Source organism: Burkholderia sp. WTPI3 (genome assembly GCF_021483755.1).
GTDB lineage: Bacteria > Pseudomonadota > Gammaproteobacteria > Burkholderiales > Burkholderiaceae > Burkholderia.
This window is the reverse complement of sequence record NZ_JAGIXF010000014.1, coordinates 25,260-42,000: the sequence shown is the minus strand read 5'-3', so window position 1 is coordinate 42,000 and position 16,741 is coordinate 25,260. Positions and strand designations below refer to the sequence as shown.

14 protein-coding genes are annotated in these 16,741 nt (G+C 67.9%); 5 read left to right on the top strand and 9 right to left on the bottom strand.

The genetic code is table 11. The features are described from left to right. Positions 1-377: 377 nt before the first annotated feature. The 4 genes from J7024_RS10125 to argS all read right to left on the bottom strand — a co-directional run bounded on the left by J7024_RS10125 (position 378) and on the right by argS (position 4,647). The gene (locus tag J7024_RS10125; RefSeq protein ID WP_124827791.1) at positions 378-1,151 is read right to left on the bottom strand and encodes an SDR family oxidoreductase; all 774 of its coding nucleotides are present in this window, start codon (positions 1,149-1,151) and stop codon (positions 378-380) included. 19 nt (positions 1,152-1,170) lie between these two features. Continuing rightward, the gene (locus J7024_RS10120) at positions 1,171-1,812 is read right to left on the bottom strand and encodes a thiol:disulfide interchange protein DsbA/DsbL (RefSeq protein ID WP_098550452.1); all 642 of its coding nucleotides are present in this window, start codon (positions 1,810-1,812) and stop codon (positions 1,171-1,173) included. Positions 1,813-1,881: 69 nt separating this feature from the next. Next, positions 1,882-2,769: an SPOR domain-containing protein gene (locus J7024_RS10115; RefSeq protein ID WP_124827792.1), complete on the bottom strand. Its 888-nt coding sequence runs from the start codon at positions 2,767-2,769 to the stop codon at positions 1,882-1,884. Positions 2,770-2,865: 96 nt separating this feature from the next. Beyond that, positions 2,866-4,647, bottom strand: a complete 1,782-nt coding sequence (argS, locus tag J7024_RS10110) for an arginine--tRNA ligase (protein WP_124827793.1) — start codon at positions 4,645-4,647, stop codon at positions 2,866-2,868. A gap of 201 nt (positions 4,648-4,848) precedes the next feature. Between argS and J7024_RS10105 the strand changes: the two genes are divergently transcribed. Beyond that, entirely contained in the window at positions 4,849-5,172 is a 324-nt protein-coding gene (locus tag J7024_RS10105; RefSeq protein WP_124827794.1) for a DUF1840 domain-containing protein, read from the top strand. A 105-nt stretch (positions 5,173-5,277) separates the two neighbouring features. Here the strand turns inward: J7024_RS10105 and metH are convergent, their stop codons facing one another. The 5 genes from metH to J7024_RS10080 form a co-directional block, all read right to left on the bottom strand. Next, the gene (gene metH / locus J7024_RS10100; protein ID WP_234745016.1) at positions 5,278-7,995 is read right to left on the bottom strand and encodes a methionine synthase; all 2,718 of its coding nucleotides are present in this window, start codon (positions 7,993-7,995) and stop codon (positions 5,278-5,280) included. A gap of 46 nt (positions 7,996-8,041) precedes the next feature. Continuing rightward, complete coding sequence (locus J7024_RS10095; RefSeq protein WP_124827795.1) at positions 8,042-9,109, bottom strand: homocysteine S-methyltransferase family protein; 1,068 nt, start codon at positions 9,107-9,109, stop codon at positions 8,042-8,044. 290 nt (positions 9,110-9,399) lie between these two features. Beyond that, positions 9,400-9,657, bottom strand: coding sequence for a BTH_I0359 family protein (locus tag J7024_RS10090; protein WP_009693455.1), 258 nt, complete (start codon positions 9,655-9,657; stop codon positions 9,400-9,402). A gap of 243 nt (positions 9,658-9,900) precedes the next feature. Further along, positions 9,901-11,166: a DUF3108 domain-containing protein gene (locus tag J7024_RS10085; RefSeq protein WP_175750973.1), complete on the bottom strand. Its 1,266-nt coding sequence runs from the start codon at positions 11,164-11,166 to the stop codon at positions 9,901-9,903. Positions 11,167-11,306: 140 nt separating this feature from the next. Continuing rightward, positions 11,307-12,182: an IclR family transcriptional regulator gene (locus J7024_RS10080; RefSeq protein ID WP_175750974.1), complete on the bottom strand. Its 876-nt coding sequence runs from the start codon at positions 12,180-12,182 to the stop codon at positions 11,307-11,309. A 126-nt stretch (positions 12,183-12,308) separates the two neighbouring features. Between J7024_RS10080 and J7024_RS10075 the strand changes: the two genes are divergently transcribed. The 4 genes from J7024_RS10075 (at position 12,309) to J7024_RS10060 (ending at position 16,355) form a co-directional block, all read left to right on the top strand. Further along, a complete protein-coding gene (locus J7024_RS10075; protein ID WP_124827799.1) occupies positions 12,309-13,301 on the top strand; it encodes a fumarylacetoacetate hydrolase family protein in 993 nt (330 codons plus the stop codon). Positions 13,302-13,428: 127 nt separating this feature from the next. Then, positions 13,429-14,256, top strand: coding sequence for an enoyl-CoA hydratase/isomerase family protein (locus J7024_RS10070; protein ID WP_124827800.1), 828 nt, complete (start codon positions 13,429-13,431; stop codon positions 14,254-14,256). A 92-nt stretch (positions 14,257-14,348) separates the two neighbouring features. Next, positions 14,349-15,104 carry a PhaM family polyhydroxyalkanoate granule multifunctional regulatory protein gene (locus J7024_RS10065; RefSeq protein ID WP_124827801.1) on the top strand — a complete coding sequence of 252 codons (756 nt, stop codon included), beginning with the start codon at positions 14,349-14,351 and terminating at the stop codon, positions 15,102-15,104. Positions 15,105-15,128: 24 nt separating this feature from the next. Then, a complete protein-coding gene (locus tag J7024_RS10060) occupies positions 15,129-16,355 on the top strand; it encodes a patatin-like phospholipase family protein (protein ID WP_124827802.1) in 1,227 nt (408 codons plus the stop codon). The last annotated feature ends 386 nt before the right edge of the window (positions 16,356-16,741 follow it).

The following is a 16,741-nucleotide window of genomic DNA, read 5'->3' as shown; positions in this document are numbered from 1 at the left end:
CGAGCGGGGCCGGCGCGGCTGGCGAATAGCATACCGTCAAAGCGCGCGACGCGTGGAAAAAGGCGTCGGAACGCGGTGAATTGACCGAGAAACGGCTGCGTTCGCGGCGGAATGCGTGCTGGGGCGGCGGGATGGCGGTGGATGCGGGCGCGGCGGGGCGGTGAGCGCCGGCCGATGGGCCAACGCGGTAGACATCAGTGGAGACAGGCGGGATCGACGCGGGGCCGGCGAAAATCGCCGCGATCGCCGCATCATCGCGCGACGATTGCGTACGGCCGGAAGGCGGCAGCGCGCTGCGTAGGCATGGCACGACGGCGCGGCCGAGTCCGGCCCGGTGCCGACAACGGCGCACCGGATGCCCGGTGCGCTTGGCGCGTTCAGTGTGCGCCGGCCTTCGGCTTGCGCGGTGCCTTCTCGAACAGGCGGTCGTAGAGCCAGCGCGGCAGCACGTGCAGCACCTTCGCGACGACGCCCATCTGCCACGGAATCACGCGAAACGCATGCTGCCGTGCGATCGCACGCGCGGCGCGGGCGGCGAAGCGGTCGGCGTCCATCAGGAACGGCATCCGGTACGGGTTGTGCGCGGTCATCGGCGTGCGGATGTAGCCGGGCGCGATCGTCACGACGCCGACGCCGGCCGGGCGCAGCTCGACGCGCAGCGCCTCGAGATACTTGATCGCGGCCGATTTCGACGCGCTGTACGCGCCGGAGCCGGGCAGGCCGCGCACGCCGGCGACACTTGCGACGCCGACCAGCGTGCCGTGCCGCGCGGCCGTCATCGGGCCGACGAACGGCTCGAACGTCGCGACCATTCCGTAGTAGTTGATGTCCATCACGTCGCGGAACGCGGCGAGATCGCCCTGGCCCGTGACGGCGCCCTGGCTGATGCCCGCGTTCGCGATCACGACGTCGGGGCAGCCGTGCGCGGCGCTGAACGACGCGGCAGCCGTGGCGAGCGCATCGGCGTCGCGCACGTCGGCGGAATAGACGGAGATGGACAGCGTCGGGAAGCGCCGCGCGAATGCATCGAGTGCATCGGTGCGGCGCGCGACGAGGGCGAGTGTGGCGCCCTGGCGGGCGTATTCCTCGGCCATCGCGAGGCCGAGGCCGCTCGACGCGCCGGTGATGAAGACCTTCAGCGGAGTAGTCATGCCGGCGCGCGGGCGGGGATCAGAGCTTCTTGTCCTGAACCTGCTTCACGAGATAGTCGAGCACTTGTGCGGTGCCCGGGATGCTGTTCGTGTAAGCCGGGCCCGTCTTGTACTTGCCCTGGACGACGACCGTCGGCACGCCGTCGATCGCGTAGTTCTTCAGCAGTTCGGCCGATTGCTTCACCTCGCCCTGCACGCTGAACGAGTTGTAGGCGTCCATGAACTGCTTCTTGTCGACGCCTTGCGTTGCGAGGAAGTCGGCCTGCGCCTGCGGCGTCAGCAGGTAGTTCTTCTGCTTGTGGATCGCGTTGAAGATCGCCGGCGTGACCTTCTCCGAGATGCCGAGCGCGGACACCGCGTAGTACAGCTTCGAGTGCGGGATGAAATCGTCGCGGAATGCCACCGGCACACGCTTGAAGTCGATGTTGTTGCCCTGCTTCTTCACCCAGGCCTCGATCGTCGGCTCGAATTCGTAGCAGTGCGGGCAGCCGTACCAGAAGAACTCGATCACCTCGACCTTGCCAGCCGGCGCGGACACCGGCTGCGGCGACTTCATCACCTCGAAGTCCTTGCCGGAAACGGGGGCGGCGGGCGAAGCCTGGGCGAAGCCGGCAGCGGCCAGGCCCAGGGACAGAAGAAGCGTGCTAAGCAGTTTTTTCATGTTGTGAACGTCGAATCAGTTGCTCGGGTTACGGAACGTAACGGGTTCTGCGCGGGCGCGGCCGGCTGCTTACTGCTTCGTGAAGCGGATCACCGCCGTGTCGACACCTGCGTCGGACAGGCGCTGACGGGCCGAGTTCATATCCTCGAATTTCGAGAACGGGCCGACGCGCACGCGGAAATAGGTCACGCCGCTGACATCGCGCTTCGACACCTTCGACTCGAAACCCTGGAAGCCCAGGCGCGCACGCTGCTGCTCGGCGTCGCCTTCCGTTTTATACGCGCCGACCTGCAGGAAGTAGCCTGTGTTCGCGTCGGCCGCGGTCGGCGGCTTCGCTGCGGCGGCGGCCGTCGTGGACGACGTCGGCTTCGCCGTGTTGGCGGCTTGTTGCTGTTTCTGCGCAGCGGCCTGTTGCGCCTGCTTCTGCGCCGCGAAGCGTGCGAGATCGTCCTCGCCGCCTTGCTGCTGCTGTTGTTGCTGCGCCTGCTGCGTCTTCTTCGGCGGCGGCGTGTTGTCGGCCGGCTTCGGCGCGACGGCGACGCCGTTACCCGACGACGCATTGTTCGACGCGCTCGTGCTGTTCGAGCCGCTGGAGCCGTTCGAGTTGCCCGACGGCGGCACTTCGACGATCTGCGGTTCGGGCAGCAGGCCGCCCTGGGTCTGGTTCGCGGCCTGGCCGGGCGCGGTGTTCGGCGGCGCGGGCTGCGCGGCCTGCGGCACCGGCTGGCCGGGCGTCTTGCCCTGCAGTGCGCGGTTCGGGTCGAACTGCTGCGGCTGGCTCGCGCCGTTGTCGGCCGGCGGCGGCGCGACCTTCGACACGAACGGCGACGGCGAACGCGTGATATAGAGCGCCACGACCACTGCGATTGCGAGGCCGACGATCAGGCCCAGCACGATTCCAAGAAATGTCCCTCCGGCTTGTTTCGATTGCTTCGAAGTTCGGCGTGGTTGTGCCATTGCTTGAGTCACCTGCAAAAAGAATCGTGAAAAGGCCGCGGCAGGCGCGCCGGCGGCGGGCGCTGCTGCGGCCATTCGCTGCCCGGTTCGGGCCGCTTACATCTTGGCGGGCGCGGACACGCCGAGCACCGCCAGACCATTCTCGAGCACTTGCCGCGTCGCGGCGAGGAGCGCTGCGCGCGCATTGCGCGGCGCTTCGTCGTCGACGAGCACGCGCTCCGCATTGTAGAACGAGTGGAATTCGCCAGCGAGATCGCGCAGATAGAACGCGACGGCGTGCGGTGCCAGTTCGTTTGCCGCGTGCGTAAGCATGTCCGGATATTCAGCGAGCTTCTGCATCAGCGACACGGCCTGCGGGCTCGTGAGCTGCGACAGGTCGGCGCCCGGCAGCTGCGAGGCTTCGACGTTGTAGCGCGACTTCAGTTCGTTGAGCACCGAGCAGATCCGCGCATGCGCGTACTGGACGTAGTAGACCGGGTTTTCGTCGTTCTGTTTCAGCGCGAGGTCGATGTCGAAGACGAACTCGGTATCGGCCTTGCGCGAAATCAGGAAGAAGCGCACCGCGTCGCGGCCGCGCGTGATGGTCGCCTCGTCGATCAGGTCCGGCGCCGCTTCCTGGCCCGGCACCGCGCCGCCCGACCATTCGATCAGGTCGCGCACCGTCACGTAGCTGCCTGCCCGCTTCGACAGTTTCACTTCCTGGCCGTCGCGCATCACGGTGACCATCTTGTGCAGCACGTAGTCGGGATAGCCCTTCGGGATGCCGACGTGCAGCCCCTGCAGGCCGGCGCGCACGCGCGCGATCGTGCCGTGGTGGTCCGAACCCTGGATGTTGATCACCTTCGTAAAGCCGCGTTCCCATTTCGTCACGTGGTACGCGACGTCCGGCACGAAGTACGTGTACGTGCCGTCGGACTTGCGCATCACGCGATCCTTGTCGTCGCCTTCGTCGGTCGTGCGCAGCCACAGCGCGCCGTCCTGCTCGTAGGTCATGCCGGCCTTGACCAGCGCGTCGACCGTCTTCTCGACGCGGCCTTCGCTGTACAGCGACGACTCGAGATAGTACTGGTCGAACTTCACGCCGAACGCCTGCAGATCCATGTCCTGCTCGTGACGCAGGTACGCGACCGCGAACTTGCGGATCGCGTCGAGATCCTCGATGTCGCCCGCGCCGGTGACCGGCTCGCCATCCTTCGCGGCGACCGTCTCGCGGTTCAGGTAGTCGCGCGCGATGTCGGCGATGTATTCGCCGTTGTACGCGGCTTCCGGCCAGCCCGCGTCGCCGGGCTTCAGGCCGCGCGCGCGCGCCTGCGTCGAGATCGCGAGGTTGCCGATCTGCACGCCCGCGTCGTTATAGTAGAACTCGCGGTGCACCGCGTAGCCCTGGCTCGCGATCACGTTCGCGAGCACGTCGCCGAGCGCCGCCTGGCGGCCGTGGCCGACGTGCAGCGGGCCGGTCGGGTTGGCCGACACGAATTCGAGCAACACTTGTTTGCCTTTTTCGCGGTCCGACGTGCCGAACGCGCGGCCCTGGTCGAACACGGCGGCGATCACCGCCTGCTTCGAGGCAGCCGTCAGGCGCAGGTTGATGAAGCCGGGGCCGGCGATTTCGGCGGCCTCGACGAGCCCTTGCGCGGCCGGCTGGGCCGTGAGCGCGGCGACGATCCGTTCGGCGAGCTGGCGCGGGTTCGTGCCGAGCGGCTTGGCGAGCTGCATCGCGACGTTGCACGCGACGTCGCCGTGCGCGGCGGCCTTCGGGCGCTCCAGCGTGATGGTCGGGGCGACGAACGCCGTGTCGGCGCCTTTCAGCGCGTGAGCGACCTGCGTGACGCTATCCGCGAGCAGGGCTTCGAGGGTCTGTTTGTGTGCTGGCAGCATGCTGGTAGAAGGCTTCGTTGGTGGCGGCCGGAAACGCCGGCCTGCCGGCGCGCTTTTCGGGCGCGCGTTTCAGGGATCGCAGAATTTTAACAGGTGCTAATATGCCGATCAGGCGCCCCGCGTCCGCGGAGGCCGGACGCCGGCCTGCCGGCGTTCCCCAACCGCGCCGCGCGGGCACAACAAGATGAAAAGGGAATTGTCATGATTACGTTCAAGAGCAAGGCGGCACAGGATCTCGATGTGCTGAAGGATTTTGCCGTGTACGTGCTGAGCCTCGTCGGCAAGCAGCTGGGCGAACGCGGCGTCATTACGCACGACGAACTGGACGGCGCGATCGCGAAGCTGGAAGGGGCGGTCGCCCAGGCCAGGCAGGAGCGTGCCGAGCACGCCGGCCATTTCCACGAGGACGATGCCGACCACGCGCACCACGAAGTGCCGCCGAACCTGGCGCAGCGCGTCGCGCCGTTCCTGATGATGCTGCGCGAAGCGAAGGCCGGCCAGGCGGACGTGCACTGGGGCTTCTGAGCCCCGCTGCGCGCGGGACGCAGGTTCGCACCGCAGCAAAAAGCCCGCTATCGAGCGGGCTTTTTGCTTTTTGTCCGATCAAACCGGCGGCTGCCCGGGGATCGATCAGAGCTGCGGCGCGAGTGCGCGGCGCGCGTCGTCCTGCGACAGCGCCATGCGCTGCGCGTAGTCGTCGAGCTGATCATGCCCGATTTTTCCGACCGAGAAATACCGGCTGTCCGGGTGTGCCAGATAGAAGCCCGACACGCTCGCGGCCGGCAGCATCGCCAGCGAATCGGTCACGCTCATCCCGATCTCCTCGGCATGCAGCGCGGCGAACATGTCGCGTTTCACGAGGTGGTCGGGGCAGGCCGGGTAGCCCGGCGCCGGGCGGATGCCCACGTACTTTTCCGCGATCAGCGCATCGTTGTCGAGCGTCTCGCCGCTCGCGTAGCCCCACAGCTCGCGGCGCACGCGCGCATGCATCGCTTCGGCGAACGCTTCCGCGAAGCGGTCCGCGAGCGCTTTCAGCATGATCGCGCTGTAGTCGTCGTGGTCGGCTTCGAACTGCTTCTCCTTCACGTCGACGCCGAGGCCGGCCGTCACCGCGAACATCCCGATGTAGTCGGCCACACCCGACTCCTTCGGAGCGATGAAGTCGGCGAGCGAGCGGTTCGGGCGCATTACGCCGTCGACCACCGGGCGCACGCTCTGCTGGCGCAGGTTGCGCCACGTGAGCAGCACTTCCGAGCGCGACTCGTCGGTATAGATCTCGATGTCGTCGTCGTTGACCGTGTTGGCCGGCAGCAGCGAGATCACGCCGTTCGCGGTCAGCCAGCGGCCCTGGATCAGGCGCGCGAGCATCGACTTCGCGTCGGAGAACACGCGCCGCGCCGATTCGCCGACGATCTCGTCGTTCAGTATCGCCGGGTACGGGCCGGCGAGATCCCAGGTCTGGAAGAACGGACCCCAGTCGATGTAGTTCGCGAGCTCGTTCAGGTCGTAGTTCCTGAACACGCGGCGGCCGATGAACTTCGGCTTGACCGGCGTGTAGCCGGCCCAGTCCACCTTGGTCTTGTTCGCGCGCGCGTCGGCGAGCGTGACCATCGGCTGCTGCTTGCGGTTCGCGTGCTGGTCGCGGATGCGTTCGTAGTCGGACTTCAGTTCGTCGAGATACTTCGCCGCACCTTCGTCCGACAGCAGGTTCGACGCAACCGATACCGAGCGCGATGCGTCGGGCACGTAGACGACCGGGCCTTCGTAGTGCGGCGCGATCTTCACGGCCGTGTGCACGCGCGAGGTCGTCGCGCCGCCGATCAGCAGCGGGATCTTCTTCACGCGGAAGTAGTCGTCGCGCTGCATTTCGGAAGCGACGTACGCCATTTCCTCGAGGCTCGGCGTGATGAGGCCCGACAGGCCGATGATATCCGCGCCTTCGACCTTCGCCTTCGCGAGGATCTCGTTGCACGGGACCATCACGCCCATGTTGACCACTTCGAAGTTGTTGCACTGGAGCACGACCGACACGATGTTCTTGCCGATGTCGTGCACGTCGCCCTTCACGGTCGCGATGACGATCTTGCCCTTCGCGCGTACGTCGCCGCCCGCTTCCGCGAGCAGCCGCTTTTCTTCCTCGATGAACGGGATCAGGTGCGCGACGGCCTGCTTCATCACGCGCGCCGACTTCACGACCTGCGGCAGGAACATCTTGCCCTGGCCGAACAGATCGCCGACGATGTTCATCCCGTCCATCAGCGGGCCTTCGATCACGTTGATCGGGCGGCCGCCGGCCGCGGCGATCTTCGCGCGCACCTCTTCCGTATCCTCGACGATGAAGTTCGTGATGCCGTGCACGAGCGCGTGCGAGAGCCGCTTCTCGACCGGCTGGTTGCGCCACTCGAGGTTCTCTTCCTTCTTCGCGCCGCCCGCCTTGAACTTGTCGGCGATTTCGAGGAGCCGGTCGGTGGAGTCGTCGCGGCGGTTCAGGATCACGTCCTCGACGCGCTCGCGCAGCTCCGCGTCGAGATCGGCGTACACGCCGAGCTGGCCCGCGTTGACGATGCCCATGTCCATCCCCGCCTGGATCGCGTGGTACAGGAACACGGTGTGGATCGCCTCGCGCACCGGGTCGTTGCCGCGGAACGAGAACGACACGTTCGACACGCCGCCGCTCACCTTCGCGTACGGCAGGTTCTGCTTGATCCAGCGGGTCGCCTCGATGAAGTCGACCGCGTAGTTGTTGTGTTCCTCGATGCCGGTTGCGACCGCGAAGATGTTCGGGTCGAAGATGATGTCTTCCGGCGGGAAGCCGACTTCGTTCACGAGGAAGTCGTACGAGCGCTTGCAGATCTCGGTCTTGCGTTCGTAGGTATCGGCCTGGCCCGTTTCGTCGAACGCCATCACGACCGCTGCCGCGCCGTAGCGGCGGATCAGGTTCGCGTGGTGGCGGAACGCTTCCTCGCCTTCCTTCAGCGAGATCGAGTTCACGATCGCCTTGCCCTGCACGCATTTGAGGCCGGCCTCGATCACGTCCCACTTCGACGAGTCGATCATGATCGGCACGCGCGCGATGTCCGGCTCCGACGCGATCAGATTCAGGAAGCGCACCATCGCCGCCTTCGAATCGAGCATCGCCTCGTCCATGTTGATGTCGATTACCTGCGCGCCGTTCTCGACCTGCTGGCGTGCGACGGCGAGCGCCTCATCGAACTGGCCGTTGAGGATCATCCGCGCGAACGCCTTCGAGCCGGTGACGTTGGTGCGTTCGCCGACGTTGATGAAAAGCGTCCCGGATGTGACGTTGAACGGCTCGAGGCCGGCAAGGCGCATCGTGTGATCGGTCATGGCGGTGCGAATTCGTATGAGGTAGGGCGGGCGTTGAGGCGGTCGGTCAGGCGGCGTCGCTATACTGGCTCGGCCAGCGGCGCGGTTTCACGTCGGCGAGCGCCTTTGCGATCTCGGCGATGTGCTCGGGCGTCGTGCCGCAGCAGCCGCCGGCGAGGTTCACGAGCCCGGCTTGCGCGAATTCCTTCAGCAGGCCCGACGTGACGTCCGGCGTCTCGTCGAAGCCGGTTTCGGCCATCGGGTTCGGCAGGCCCGCGTTCGGATAGCACGACACGTAGGTGTCGCACAGCTTCGCAAGCTCGGCGATGTACGGGCGCATCAGCGCCGCGCCGAGCGCGCAGTTCAGGCCGAACGTGAGCGGCTTCGCGTGACGCAGCGAATTCCAGAACGCCTCGACCGTCTGGCCCGACAGGATGCGGCCCGACGCATCGGTGACGGTGCCCGAGATCATGATCGGCAGGCGTTCGCCGGTGTCCTCGAACAGTTCGTCGAGCGCGAACAGCGCGGCCTTCGCGTTCAGCGTGTCGAAGATCGTCTCGACCAGGAACAGGTCGACACCGCCGTCGAGCAGCGCCTTCGCTTGCTGGTAGTACGACGTGCGCAACTCGTCGAACGTGACGTTGCGCGCGCCCGGGTCGTTGACGTCCGGCGAGATGCTCGCCGTCTTCGGTGTTGGCCCGATCGCGCCCGCGACGAAGCGCGGCTTGTCCGGGGTCGTGTATTTCGCGGCCGATTCGCGCGCGAGCTTCGCCGATTCGATGTTCATCTCGACGACGAGGTCTTCCATCTCGTAGTCGGCCTGCGCGACCGTCGTCGCGCCGAACGTGTTGGTTTCGACGATGTCCGCGCCGGCCGCGAAGTACTGGTCGTGGATCTCGCGGATGATCTGCGGCTGCGTGAGCGACAGCAGTTCGTTGTTGCCCTTGATGTCGCGCGGGAAGTCCTTGAAGCGCTCGCCGCGATACGCGGCCTCGTCGAGCTTGTAGCGCTGGATCATCGTGCCCATCGCGCCGTCGAGGATCAGGATGCGCGATTTCAGCAGCGCAGGCAGTTCGGCGCCGCGCGTGTAGTGCGCGTCGAGCGGGGCGGAAGCGGCGAGAGGGGTCGCAGACATGGGGGAGACCGGCGAAGACGGGAAAACCGTCATTGTAGCCGGTGCGCCGGGCCGCCGTCCGGCCTCGCGCGGCGTGGCACGCGGGTTGCGCATGCGGTCGACGCGGATGCGGCGGCACGGCACATGCGCACGAGCGTTGTCCTTGCGACGAGGCCGCGGCGTCGCCGCGTGCCGCCGCACCAAACGAAAACCCCCGCCGGCGAACCGGACGGGGGCTTGGATCGGAGTGCTCGCGGCACCGCGCCAGCGGCGCGGTGAATGGCCCGGCGCCGTGCCGGGCCGCTCAGGGTTCAGTGCAGGACGACCGGCATCATCATCAGGCTGTCGAACTGTCCGAGGAATTCGTCCACTTCGTCGAGCGACGGTTCCTCTTCGATCAGCTGTTTCACGTGTGCGCGGAATCGCTCGGCAAGTTCGCCGTCGATGAAGATCTCGCGCTGCGCGTTCTTGTCGACGATTTCGTATCCGCCGGCATTCATCAGATGGTGACCGGCCTGCGGCGCAAATTCGACGACGCAGTAGTTGGGGCTGTTGTAGATCATTTGCATGGCGGCACTCCTCTTCGCAGTGGCATCTGGCCTTGTTGTCCCGTAGATGGGGCAGGCCTTGCCGGTTTCAAGGGGCTTGCGCTGCACACCCCGGTCTCCCGTTTGCGTGGGGTGTATCGGTTAGAAGCCGATGTCTATCAAACGTTTCTTATTGTCGTCCGGTGTACTGAAATAGTTGTTAAAGAGTGTCATCGGCCATTTCCGTCAGCACTTTAATCGGTCGAAATTGCCGATTTGTCGCATTCACGGCCCGGCCGTCGACGACGCAGGCGTTGCAGCCGGTGGCGCGGGCGGTTGCTCGGCGGCCGACGGCGCGGGTTGAGCCTCGGGTTGCGCCGGTTGCGCGGCCGACGCCGGCGCACTCGCAGATCCGCTCGTTGCGTCGCTGTCGACTCCACCTCCAGAGGGTACACCCGGCGGCGCCAGCGTGCCGTGCCACAGCAGCTCGATTTGCGCGCCGTTCGGCTCCGTTTGCACGAGCCGCGCGGGCAGCCAGCCGAGCGACGGCGCGAGCCACATGTCGATGCGGCGCGTGTCGCCGTCGCGGCGCGGCAGGCGCATGAAGTGTCGGGCCCTGACGATACCGGTCTGGGTCTGCACGTCCTCGTCGCCGATCACGGCGATCGGCCAGGTTTCGCCGCTGTTGTTGTCGATCACGAAGAACTGCTGCGTGACGCCCGGCTTGTATGCGGAGGGATTGCCGCGCACGAGCCCCGACAACTGCATCAGCATGCTGAAGCGATCCTGCACGCCGTCGGGCAGCGGTGCGTTGTTTGGCGTGCGCGTGAAGACGACCTGATGGATTTCCCGGTTGAAGATCGCGATGTCCTCGGGACGCCGGCCGCGCTTTTCTACGTAACGGTCGGGCGCGATGCCGAATGCGTCGATCCGGCCTTCGCTGCGATACGTGAACGGGCCGACGAACGGCACCGGCATCGACACCGCCAGATCGTAGGCTCGTCCGTCGGTGCGCCAGTGGATCGTGCCGATCATGTTTTGCATCCCGTTGTAGAACGTGTCGTACTGCAGGTCGCCCGATGGCGGCACGGAGAACTTCACGCCGCTCGTGGCGGGCCCCGGCGTCGCGGCGCCGCTCGCAGCGCCAGCCGACGCCGCCTGCGCGCCCGACGCGCCTGCCGTGTCGCTCGCGGCGGAGGTGGCGGAGGCGGCGGCCGGCGGCGGTTCGCCGTGCGCGGCCGTTTGGGTCGACGTGAGGACGGGTTCCCGCGCCGGTGCGGGTTTCGGTGCGGCGGACGGGCGCTTAGCCGGCGCAGCTTCGGCTGGATGCGCTGCCGGCTTCGGCGCCGGCTGGCGCTCGATCGGCTGCGGCTTCAGCAGTTCGATCTGTACCGGCACGTCGGCGGGCGCGGGCGGCGAGAACGATGCGCGATTGCGCGTCAGCCACAATGCTGCGAGCGCGTGCAGCACCAGCACGACGACGAGCGCGACGCCCGCGCGCAGCCAGTGGCGGGGCAGGGCGTGACGAGGACGGGTGGCGGCTGGCGGCATCGGCGCATCGGAACAGGGTTGGGGCGGTCGTGGCGCACCGCGCGCTGCGCGGTACACGAATCGGACCGCCGGATGCCCCGCGCGTTCGCGGCGCATCGCGCGGATTTCACGCGGGTGTCGGGTGTCGCGCGCGTCGCGGGTCAGGCGTCGCGCGCGTCCGGACTATAGCCGAGTTCGTACGACAGTTTCTGCGCGCATGCGCGTAGCGCCGTATCCATCTCGCCGCCCCATGCGATGTCGAACGAGCCTTCCTGGCCGAGCGCGACGACGGCGAGCGCGAGTTCGCCGACCGCGTCGAACACGGGCATGCAGAACGCGTGGATGGTGGGCAGCAGCATCCCTTCGACGCGCGCGGCCTGATGCGCGCGTACGTCGGCGAGCACCGCATCGACTTCGGCGAGCGTGCGCGGGCCGCCGTGATGCGGCGAGCGGCGGGTATCGGCGAGCTCGCGCTCGAGCATCGCGGCGGTCTTGCTGCGCGGCAGGTACGCGGCGAACAGCAGGCCGGTCGCGGAGCCGAGCAGCGGCATCACGTCGCCGAGCTTGAGCGATGCCTTCGCGGGGTGGCTCGATTCCATCCAGTGCACGATCGTCGGCCCCTGGTTGCCCCACACCGCGATGCCGACCGTCTGGTCGAGGCGGTCGCGCAACTCGGTCAGCGCGATTCGCGCGAGCTTCACGCCGTCGACGCGCGCGAGCCGTGCAAGCCCCATCTGCAGCGCGAAGCCGCCGAGCTCGTAGCGGCCCGAGACGGGATCCTGCGACACGACACCGAGCCGCGAGAAGCTCACCAGATAGCGGTGCGCCTTCGCGGGGCTCATGCCCGCTCGCTGCGCGAGGTCGCGCAGCATCATCGCGCGCGGCTCGCTCGTCAGCACGTCGAGCAGGCGAAAGCCGACCTCGATCGACTGGATGCCGGAGCGGACCTTTTCGCCGCCTTCGCCGCCGTCGCCGGAGCCGGCGTCGTCGGTATCGGAATCGGCGAGATCGTCGTCGGGAAGCGGGCTGGCGGGCATGGGCAACGGGGCGCGAAAATGCGGCAAGGGTCGGGACGGAAACGGCATGCACGATCGTGGCGCGCCGCAGGGATTCACCATCGTAAAATAGATTCCCTCCATCGTCACTACAACGGCAGATACCCCATGAAACTTGCATCGCTGAAGGACGGCACGCGCGACGGCCAACTGATCGTCGTGTCGCGCGACCTGCACACCGCGGCGATCGCCGATGCGATCGCGCCGACGCTGCAGCGCGTCCTCGACGACTGGGCGTTCTACGCGCCGCAACTGCGCGATCTGTACGACGCGCTGAATCACGGCCGCGCGCGCAACGCGTTTGCGTTCGACGCGGCGAACTGCATGGCGCCGTTGCCGCGCGCGTTCCAGTGGGCCGACGGCTCCGCGTACGTGAACCACGTCGAACTCGTGCGCCGCGCGCGCGGCGCCGACATGCCGCCGGAGTTCTGGACCGATCCGCTGATGTACCAGGGCGGCAGCGACGACTTCCTCGGCGCGCGCGACGACATCGTGTGCCCGTCCGAGGAGTGGGGCATCGATTTCGAGGCCGAGGTCGCGGTGATTACCGGCGACGTGCGGATGAGCGCGTCGCCCGACGAAGCACTGAAGGCCGTGCGGCTCGTCACGCTCGTGAACGACGTGTCGTTGCGCAACCTGATTCCGGCCGAACTCGCGAAGGGCTTCGGCTTCTTCCAGAGCAAGCCCGCCACCGCGTTCGCGCCGGTCGCGGTCACGCCCGACGAGCTCGGAGAGGAATGGCGCGAAGGCCGCGTGCACCGGCCGATGATCGTCCACTGGAACGGCAGGAAGGTCGGCCAGCCCGACGCGGGCACCGACATGGTGTTCCACTTCGGCCAGTTGATCGCGCACGCGGCGAAGACGCGCAACCTGCGGGCCGGCTCGATCGTCGGCTCGGGCACGGTGTCGAACAAGGATGCGAAGCGCGGCTACTGCTGCATCGCCGAGAAGCGCTGCCTCGAGACGATCGAGCACGGCGCGCCGCAGACCGAATTCATGCGCTACGGCGACACCGTGCGCATCGAGATGTTCGATGCGGCCGGCAAGTCGATCTTCGGCGCGATCGAGCAGTCGGTCGCGCCGCCCGACGGCGCGGCCTGATGCCCATGCGAAGCCCGGCTTCGGCCCGCGCGCCGGGTTTCGCCCGATGTTTGCCCGCGCGGGCTTGGCTACACTCGATTCAGACGTTTCAAACGTTCGACGCATTTCAGGAACCCGGGAGCTGCGCATGGCCGATCTCGCCGCATACGGCGGTTACGAAGCACTGAAAGTGACGCGCCGCGATCATGGCGTGCTCGACATCGTGATGAGCGGGGAGGGCGCGAACCGCAGCGGCCTCGCGACCGCGAACGAGCGCATGCATCGCGAGCTCGCCGATATCTGGCGCGACGTCGATCGCGATCCCGACACGCGCGTCGCGGTGATCCGCGGCGAGGGCAAGGGCTTTTCGGCGGGCGGTGATCTCGCGCTCGTCGAGGCGATGGCGAACGACTTCGACGTGCGCGCCCGCGTGTGGCGCGAAGCGCGCGACCTCGTCTACAACGTGATCAACTGCAGCAAGCCGATCGTGTCGGCGATGCACGGGCCGGCCGTCGGCGCGGGCCTCGTCGCGGGTCTGCTCGCCGACATCTCGATCGCCGCGAAGGATGCGCGCATCATCGACGGCCACACGCGGCTCGGCGTCGCGGCTGGCGATCATGCCGCGATCGTGTGGCCGCTGTTGTGCGGGATGGCTAAGGCGAAGTACTACCTGCTGCTGTGCGAGCCGGTGAGCGGCGAGGAGGCCGAGCGCATCGGCCTCGTGTCGCTCGCGGTCGAGCCGGCCGACCTGCTGCCGAAGGCATACGAAGTCGCCGAGCGGCTCGCGCACGGTTCGCAGCCGGCGATCCGCTGGACCAAGTACGCGTTGAACAACTGGCTGCGCTCGGCCGGGCCGACGTTCGATACGTCGCTCGCGCTCGAATTCATGGGCTTCTCCGGGCCCGACGTGCAGGAGGGCATCCGCTCGCTGCGCGAACGGCGTCCACCCGACTTCCGAGGCGACGCACCGTTCTGACGTGCCGTTCTGGTGCGCGCTATGATCGAACCAGAGACGGTTGCGCGCCGCGCGCCGGCCGCCTTGCTCCCCCAGCCAAACAGGATGCCCGTATGACCACCGATGCTTCCGGTTCCAATCCTTTCGCCGGTTTTGCCGGTTTCAAGCCTGCCGACATGCTCGACCGGATGTGGGACATGATGCGGATGTCGCCGTTCGGCGGCGGAATGGCGTCGTTTCCCGGCGCGGCATCGGGGTTGCCGCCGTCGCTGTCGAGCATGTCCGACATGATGGCGCCGCTCACGAGCGTCGAGGAGCTCGACAAGCGGATCACCGATCTGCGCGCGGTCGAGCAATGGCTCAAGCTCAATCTCGGGATGCTGCAGTCGGCGATCCAGGCGCTCGAGGTGCAGCGTGCGACGCTCGCGACGCTGCGCGCGTTCGGCGCATTCGCACAAAGTTCGATGTCGGCGGCCGAAGAGGCCGCCGTCGCGGCCGCGCAGGCGGCGTCCGCGCCGCGCGCCGACGCACCGTCCGCGCCGGATGCTGCTGCGGGCGCCGCGGACGCGCCGCCCGCAGGCGATGCCGCGCAGCAGGCGTTCGATCCGTCCGGCTGGTGGAACCTGCTGCAAGCGCAGTTCAACCAGCTCGCGAGCCTCGCGATGACGCAGCCGGGCGCGCAGCCCGCCGCGCCTGGCGAAGCGCCGCCGGCCTCGGCGCAGGCCGAGCAGCCTGCACCGGCAGCGGCAGCGGCTGCGGCTGCGCCGCGCAAGCCCGCGGCGAAGCGCGCGAAGCCGGCCGGCTCGGCCGCGGCGCGCGCGGCGGCCGCTTCGTCGCCGGCAACCCGTCCGCCGAAACGCTCGACGTGACGCGAACCCGGTAGCTGGTCGATCATGCGGCTCGCGCTCGTTCTGATGGGAGGCGGCGCACGCGCCGCCTACCAGGTCGGCGTGCTGAAGGCGCTGGCGGAGATCGCGCGCGAGGCCGATCCGCACCGGCATACGCTGCCGTTCGCGGTCGTGTGCGGTTCGTCGGCCGGTGCGATCAACGCGACGTCGATCGCGAGCCACGCGGACGATTTTTCGCACGGCGTGCGCCGTCTGCTCGAATTCTGGGAGCCGCTGCGTGCCGAATACGTGTATCGCACCGACTGGCTCGGCATCGCGATGGCGGGCGCGCGCTGGCTGGCGGCGATGTCCTTCGGCTGGGCGGCGCGCCGCTCGCCGCGCGGACTGCTCGACAACGCGCCGCTCGCGCACCTGCTGCAGCGCGAGCTGAGCTTTCACCGGATCGAGCAGATGCTCGAGGGCCGCCTGCTCCATGCGCTCGCGGTCACCGCGCTCAGCTATTCGAGCGGGCGGCACCTGACGTTCTACCAGGCCGCGGAGCCGATCCAGGCGTGGCGGCGCGCGCAGCGCACCGCACGGCTCGTCGACCTGTCGGCGTCGCACCTGCTTGCGTCGTCGGCCATTCCATTCGTATTCCCGGCCGTGCCGCTCGTGCTCGACGGGCAGGTCGAGTACTTCGGCGACGGATCGATCCGCCAGATCGCGCCGCTGTCGCCGGCGATCCACTTCGGCGCGGACCGGATCCTCGTGATCGGCGCGGCTGATCCGCGTCCCGAGATTCCCGCCGCGAACGGCTCGGGGCGGGTGCGCGGCTATCCGACGCTTGCGCAGATCGGCCAGCAGGTGCTCGCCAGCGTGTTTCTCGACTCGATCGGCTCGGACATCGAGCGGATCGAGCACATCAACCGGATGATCGAGCACCTGCCGCAACAGGTCGAGGTGGACAGCGGCTGGCGGCATGTCGATGTACTCGCGATCGCGCCGTCCGAGCGCATCGAGCTGATCGCCGCGAAACACCTGAAGCAGATGCCGGCGACGATGCGTGGGCTGCTCGGCGCGGTCGGCGGCAGCCAGCCGACCGGCGCGTCGTTCGCGAGCTACCTGCTGTTCGAGGAGGCCTTCACGCGCGAGCTGATCGAGCTCGGCTACCGCGACGGGCGTGCGCAGCGCGAGACGCTGGCCGGCTGGATTGCGCATGCCGACGGCAGCAGCGCGACGGCGGCCGGCATGCCGTCGGAAGACGGTCGCGCGGCCGGCGAAATGCGGGTCTGACGCGCATCGAATGCACCCATGGGACGCGATGCTTACAGATGGGTTGCATTTTCGCGACGGTTGCCCGCGACCGATCGCCGCACCACGGTTGGCGGCGTGCGGCCGGGCTGGAGTCTCGGAACGGTCATGTGCGCATGCTATTATGGCCGCCGCCGTATATACCATATCGAGCAGCCCGCCGGTCCGGCTGCCGCACGGGAACCCGCCCGGGAACCGCGTGGCGCAGGGGACGGGCTCGCCAATGAGCCGGCTTGCGCCGGCCCCCACATCAGGCACGCGCAACCGGTTCCGTTCGAGTGGAGCGGGGCTGCGGCGTGTCACGAGGCGGCAGCGCGGCCGCCCGGCTGCCGAACGCGGAATCCGCGTCCGGAGGGCGAATTCACGCG

Excerpts from the sequence above, each read along its gene's own strand:
- J7024_RS10125 (WP_124827791.1), bottom strand. The coding sequence starts at position 1,151 with ATGACTACTCCGCTGAAGGTCTTCATCACCGGCGCGTCGAGCGGCCTC.
- J7024_RS10120 (WP_098550452.1), bottom strand. The coding sequence starts at position 1,812 with ATGAAAAAACTGCTTAGCACGCTTCTTCTGTCCCTGGGCCTGGCCGCT.
- J7024_RS10115 (WP_124827792.1), bottom strand. The coding sequence starts at position 2,769 with ATGGCACAACCACGCCGAACTTCGAAGCAATCGAAACAAGCCGGAGGG.
- argS (WP_124827793.1), bottom strand. The coding sequence starts at position 4,647 with ATGCTGCCAGCACACAAACAGACCCTCGAAGCCCTGCTCGCGGATAGC.
- J7024_RS10105 (WP_124827794.1), top strand. The coding sequence starts at position 4,849 with ATGATTACGTTCAAGAGCAAGGCGGCACAGGATCTCGATGTGCTGAAG.
- metH (WP_234745016.1), bottom strand. The coding sequence starts at position 7,995 with ATGACCGATCACACGATGCGCCTTGCCGGCCTCGAGCCGTTCAACGTC.
- J7024_RS10095 (WP_124827795.1), bottom strand. The coding sequence starts at position 9,109 with ATGTCTGCGACCCCTCTCGCCGCTTCCGCCCCGCTCGACGCGCACTAC.
- J7024_RS10090 (WP_009693455.1), bottom strand. The coding sequence starts at position 9,657 with ATGCAAATGATCTACAACAGCCCCAACTACTGCGTCGTCGAATTTGCG.
- J7024_RS10085 (WP_175750973.1), bottom strand. The coding sequence starts at position 11,166 with ATGCCGCCAGCCGCCACCCGTCCTCGTCACGCCCTGCCCCGCCACTGG.
- J7024_RS10080 (WP_175750974.1), bottom strand. The coding sequence starts at position 12,182 with ATGCCCGCCAGCCCGCTTCCCGACGACGATCTCGCCGATTCCGATACC.
- J7024_RS10075 (WP_124827799.1), top strand. The coding sequence starts at position 12,309 with ATGAAACTTGCATCGCTGAAGGACGGCACGCGCGACGGCCAACTGATC.
- J7024_RS10070 (WP_124827800.1), top strand. The coding sequence starts at position 13,429 with ATGGCCGATCTCGCCGCATACGGCGGTTACGAAGCACTGAAAGTGACG.
- J7024_RS10065 (WP_124827801.1), top strand. The coding sequence starts at position 14,349 with ATGACCACCGATGCTTCCGGTTCCAATCCTTTCGCCGGTTTTGCCGGT.
- J7024_RS10060 (WP_124827802.1), top strand. The coding sequence starts at position 15,129 with ATGCGGCTCGCGCTCGTTCTGATGGGAGGCGGCGCACGCGCCGCCTAC.